Source organism: Acinetobacter uliginosus, from assembly GCF_044130295.1.
GTDB lineage: Bacteria > Pseudomonadota > Gammaproteobacteria > Pseudomonadales > Moraxellaceae > Acinetobacter.
Window position 1 is genome coordinate 1 of the sequence record NZ_JBIQOC010000141.1, and the last position, 5,733, is coordinate 5,733.

The 5,733-nt window shown below is 41.0% G+C and carries 4 protein-coding genes and 1 pseudogene; 4 read left to right on the forward strand and 1 reads right to left on the reverse strand.

Features of this window, described 5'->3' with window-relative positions; all coding sequences use genetic code 11:
* Together ACE01T_RS17010 and ACE01T_RS17015 are read left to right on the forward strand one after the other, a co-directional pair.
* Positions 1-77, forward strand: a pseudogene (locus ACE01T_RS17010) (IS1 family transposase); the annotation flags it as partial.
* Between the two features lie 410 nt (positions 78-487).
* Entirely contained in the window at positions 488-907 is a 420-nt protein-coding gene (locus ACE01T_RS17015) for a tetratricopeptide repeat protein (RefSeq protein WP_180043463.1), read from the forward strand.
* Positions 908-955: 48 nt separating this feature from the next.
* Here ACE01T_RS17015 and ettA read toward each other — a convergent pair whose 3' ends face one another.
* Positions 956-2,617, reverse strand: a complete 1,662-nt coding sequence (gene ettA / locus ACE01T_RS17020; RefSeq protein ID WP_086197224.1) for an energy-dependent translational throttle protein EttA — start codon at positions 2,615-2,617, stop codon at positions 956-958.
* Positions 2,618-2,941: 324 nt separating this feature from the next.
* On the opposite strand from ettA, the gene ACE01T_RS17025 reads away from it, so the two are divergent.
* Positions 2,942-4,219 (forward strand): O-acetylhomoserine aminocarboxypropyltransferase/cysteine synthase family protein, encoded by a 1,278-nt coding sequence (locus tag ACE01T_RS17025; protein ID WP_086197225.1) that lies wholly within the window; start codon positions 2,942-2,944, stop codon positions 4,217-4,219.
* A gap of 310 nt (positions 4,220-4,529) precedes the next feature.
* Positions 4,530-5,417 (forward strand): SDR family NAD(P)-dependent oxidoreductase, encoded by an 888-nt coding sequence (locus tag ACE01T_RS17030; RefSeq protein WP_086197226.1) that lies wholly within the window; start codon positions 4,530-4,532, stop codon positions 5,415-5,417.
* Positions 5,418-5,733: the final 316 nt, after the last annotated feature.

Below are 5,733 nucleotides of genomic sequence, written 5' to 3' on the forward strand. Positions count from 1 at the left end.
ATTTTTCAAAAAAGATTGAAAACCATTTTAAAGCTTTCGACTTAACCTTTTTTTACATCAATAATGGCTTCATTTAATGTCAGCATACTTTTTGAAACACCACCCTCTATTTTTTCTGGTTTTTGTGATAGCGATTCAATTTAATAATCATACGACCATGAGGTAATAGTATGGCATTCTTACCCTAATACCATGAGCAATAAAATTAAACCTCAACACAAGAGATCTCTTTCATAAGTCCTATCTCTCTTGATTTTACCCTCATCGTCAGAACAAAGGCACTGATAAAAGAAGTTCAATAATGGCTTTTCCACAATCCAACTTTAATAAAAAAATCCTTTAAAAACAAAAAATTAAAATAAAAAGCACATCATTGTTTTCAAATAAAAATTAACTTACAAATAAAAGAGATTTAATTTCTTAAAAACCTATATATATTAAGAATATTGGATAAAAATCATTTAATCCAGATGATAAGGAGCTGAATATGATCCTGCATAAAATAGAACAGATCATTTACGCTTGGTTACCTTTATTCGACTCAACAAGACAAGGAAGACAAAATGCCCTTTCCGAAGTGCAGGCAGAATATGCACAAGGGCAATATTACGAAAAATTAGCGCTTGAACATCATCAGACCTTTGAACGCCTGCATGCCTATCAACACACATCAGAAAACAATCCTGCCATTCAGGATAAACGCAATGCAGTCTGGAACTTTTTAAGTGCGGCACTCAAAGGTCATCGTGATTCTCAGTATAAACTGGGCCTGTGTTATTTGAATGGTGAATTGGGTCTAGATAAAAATTATACCCATGCTCAGGAATGGCTCGAAAAAGCCGCCAAACAAGGTCACCCGGAAGCAATAAAGACTTTAATGTATAGTTATTCGCAAATTGCATTTTAATCAAAAAACCAGCCCGAAGGCTGGTTTTTTTCACATCAAAATCGGGAATTAAGCACCGATTTTACGATATTTTTGACGACGCGTTGCCAGATCATCACCATCGCGCTTACGGCGATATTCTTCAAACTCGGTATAGTTACCGGTGAAGAATTCTGGTGTTTCATTTTCAAATGACAAGATGTGCGTTGCAATACGGTCGAGGAACCAACGGTCATGCGATACCACCATCACAGTACCTGGGAATACCAGAATTGCATCTTCCAGTGCACGTAAGGTTTCGATATCCAAGTCATTCGATGGCTCATCCAGCAGGATCACGTTTGCGCCCATTTGCAGGATTTTCGCCAGTTGTAAACGGTTACGCTCACCACCCGATAAACTGCCTACACGTTTTTGCTGATCTTGACCTTTGAAGTTGAAGCGACCGATATACGCACGTGATGCGATTTCGTAATCACCAATCTTCAAGATATCCAGACCACCCGACACTTCTTCCCAAACGGTTTTGTTATCGTCCAAGGTGTCACGGATCTGACCCACGTAAGCGACTTTAACTGACTCACCCAAGGTTACCGTACCGGTATCGGGTTGCTGTTCACCAGTCATCATACGGAATAGCGTCGTTTTACCCGCACCGTTAGGACCAACAATACCTACAATCGCAGCTGGTGGTACTGTGAAAGACAAATCTTTATACAGTAATTTATCGCCAAACGATTTACTGATCCCTTCAACTTCTACAACCTTGTTACCTAGACGTGGACCAGGTGGAATGTAGATTTCAGAGGTTTCATTACGCTGTTGGAATTCGCGTGAGTTAAGTTCTTCAAAACGCTCCATACGCGCTTTGTTTTTCTTTTGCTGACCTTTAGCATTTGAACGAACCCATTCCAGTTCTTTTTTCAATGCTTTGGCAAAAGATTCTTCCTGCTTGTTCTCTTGCTCTAAACGAGCATTTTTCTGCTCAAGCCAAGAAGAATAGTTACCTTGGTAAGGAATACCATGTCCACGGTCAAGCTCAAGAATCCATTCCGCCACGTTATCTAAGAAGTAACGGTCATGCGTAATCGCAACAATTGTGCCAGGGAAATCTTTCAAGAAACGCTCTAACCAAGATACAGATTCTGCATCCAAATGGTTCGTCGGTTCATCAAGAAGTAACATGTCCGGCTTAGAAAGCAATAAACGGCACAGTGCAACACGACGACGTTCACCACCTGAAAGCAAGGTGACATCTGCATCCCAAGCTGGAAGGTTTAACGCAGCAGCTGCTTGATCCATTTGGTTGGTCAGGTTATGCGCATCCCAAGCGTGAATGATGGCTTCTAACTTTTCTTGCTCTTTTGCAAGTTTGTCGAAGTCAGCATCTTCCGCTGCATATTCAGCAAATACTTCATCCAGACGAGCCAAAGCATCCAATGGTTCACGTAAACCATCTTCAACGTTACCACGAACGTCTTTGTTAGGATCAAGTGGTGGTTCTTGCTCAAGGTAGCCGATTTTAATACCCGGTTGAGCACGGGCTTCACCTGAGAAATCTTTATCTACGCCAGCCATAATACGGAGCAAGGTCGATTTACCTGCACCGTTTAAACCAAGCACACCAATTTTTGCGCCTGGAAAGAATGATAAAGAGATGTCTTTTAAGATTTCGCGCTTAGGCGGAACCATCTTCGACACACGGTTCATCGTGTAAATATATTGGGCCACGTAGGACTCCTCTATAGAAAAAGCAACATTCGCACTCTACCCACAGCAGTATGCGAACAAATATTTGGCGGGCATTATACGATGAAAGTACAAAAAAAATAAGGCATAGCCTTCATCTTCAATAGAATGTTACAACTAATGGCGTGTTGGTTTTTTAAACACAATCGCAGATACTCAGTTTTATTGAATTGTGACTGAATAAAACCCATAGATATAAGAAAATTAGATATTCTTTTCTAGAATACGCACTTTTATTCATATCCACAGGTGATAGACTGATGGCATAACCCACCGAAACAATTAACTCACTTAGATGATGTAAACATGACTTATAAAGATGAAACTTTAGCGATTCACGCAGGGTACAGCCCAGAACCAACCACAAAAGCGGTCGCCGTACCCATTTATCAAACCACTTCTTATGCCTTTGACAATACTCAACATGGGGCTGATCTGTTCGATTTAAAGGTTCAGGGTAATATCTATACCCGGATTATGAACCCGACGACCGCTGTCTTAGAGCAACGTCTAGCTGCACTGGAAGGCGGGATTGGGGCTTTGGCTCTGGCCTCAGGGATGTCAGCGATTACCTATGCCATTCAGACCATTGCCGAAGCTGGTGACAATATTGCGTCGGTTTCAACGCTATATGGCGGTACATACAACCTGTTTGCCCATACTTTGCCTAAACAGGGCATTGAAGTTCGATTCTTTGATTACCAAAACCCTGAAGCCTTGCGTGGTTTAATTGACGAGAAAACCAAACTGGTGTTTGTCGAATCGATCGGCAACCCGCTCGGTAATATCATCGATCTGGAAGCCATCTCTAAAATTGCCCATGAATATGGTGTACCGGTGATTGTCGATAATACCGTTGCCACGCCTGCCCTGCTTAAACCTTTTGAATATGGTGCTGACATTGTCGTGCATTCACTGACCAAATATATTGGTGGTCACGGCAATTCAATCGGCGGTGCCATTGTTGATAGCGGTAAATTCCCTTGGGGCAAATATCCTGAACGTTTCAAAGTATTAAATACACCTGACCCAAGTTATCACGGGGTTAATTATGTCGAAGCCTTAGGTGCGGCTGCCTATATTGCCCGTGCGCGTGTGGTCCCTCTACGCAATACCGGTGCTGCCATTAGCCCCCTCAGTGTATTCCTGATCTTGCAAGGTCTGGAAACACTGAACCTTCGTATGGAGCGTCATACTGAAAATGCACAAAAGGTCGCGGAATATTTACAGCAGCATCCGAAAGTCAAATGGGTCAATTATGCTGGTTTAAAAGATCATCCTCAGCATGCGCTGGCACAAAAATACGTGAAAGGTAAACCTTCAGCAATTCTGTCTTTTGGTGTACAAGATGGCCGTGAAGGTGGAACACGTTTTATTGATGCCCTGCAACTCTTTACCCGTCTGGTCAATATTGGCGATGCCAAAAGCCTGGCCTGCCATCCTGCCACTACCACCCATCGTCAGCTCAACGAAGAAGAACTGAAGTCTGCAGGGGTGAGTATTGATATGGTCCGTTTATCTGTCGGTATTGAACATATTGATGATTTAATTGCAGATTTGGAACAGGCATTGGCACAAGTTTAAAGCTTTTGATTAGAATGCAATTTAGCCTTCTTTCTAAACGAAAGAAGGCTACTTTTATTTGAGTATAATTTTTTGATTATTTCTCTTTGCTTTGGTTTTAATTCGTGGTAAAAATTAAATAACAGTTAAAACAATAATAGAGCAATTACTCTAATTATATTTGTAAATTCAATTACTTATTTGTAGATTTTTTCCCAACATTCGCTATTATAAATGGCTCGAGAATAGCTTAAATTTCCCAAATTTTGAGCGCTAGAATCAACTAAAAAAATAATCTAAATTTTTATTCTATTGAAACCAGGAAAATATTGTGAATTCTAAACTAGAGAAACTTTTTCAGAATCGAGTCAACGGCAAAGTTGTTTTAATTACTGGTGCATCTAGTGGTATTGGTTTAACCGCTGCACATAAACTCGCCGATGCCGGTGCACATGTTCTGTTGGTGGCTCGTACCAAAGAAACATTAGATCAAGTCAAACAAGAAATAGAAGCCAAGGGCGGCAAAGCATCTGTTTTCCCATGTGATTTAAATAACATGGAATCTATTGATGAGGTATCAAAAGAGATTTTAGCCTCCGTAGACCATATTGATATCCTGATCAACAATGCAGGACGCTCAATTCGTCGTGCAGTTCATGAATCGACCGACCGATTCCATGATTTTGAACGCACCATGCAGCTGAATTACTTTGGTGCAGTACGTTTAGTGATGAATATTCTGCCACAAATGATGATTCGCCGGGATGGCCATATCATCAATATCAGCTCGATTGGTGTCTTGGCCAATGCGACACGTTTTTCCGCTTATGTGGCTTCTAAAGCTGCACTGGATGCATTCAGCCGCTGTCTGTCTGCCGAAGTCCATTCGCATAAAATTGCCATTACTTCAGTTTATATGCCATTGGTTCGTACCCCAATGATTGCACCAACCAAAATTTATAAATACGTACCCACCCTGTCTCCGGAACAGGCAGCCGATTTAATTGCCTATGCGATCGTGAAACGCCCGAAAAAAGTTGCGACCCACTTAGGCCGTTTGGCTTCAATTACCTATTCTATTGCTCCAGACATTAACAATAAATTGATGTCAATTGGTTACAACCTGTTCCCGAGCTCTTCTGCTTCGGTAGGTCAACCACAAAAACTGAATTGGGTTCAAAAAGCGTATGCACGTTTGTTCCCGGGTGAGCATTGGTAAAATTGTGCAATAAAAAAGCCAGTCAATAGACTGGCTTTTTTATGTTATAAACACCCATCATTTTTGTTTTTAGATTTTTATGCGGATTGCTGCTCTCATTTTCCAATATGCCTGTTTTGCCTTTGCTCTTTTTCTTTGCTATCAAGTCGGTACTTCTCTATACCTGCAAGATTATAAATTGATGGATATCGTCAGCGATATCGGTACTATTTTAACCTGAGTTCGATGAAATCCACTTAACCTTTTAGCATATTTTGGAAAGTTGGCTTATTGGGGTTCAAACAATAAGCCACTACAGCAGCCATGATATTCACCA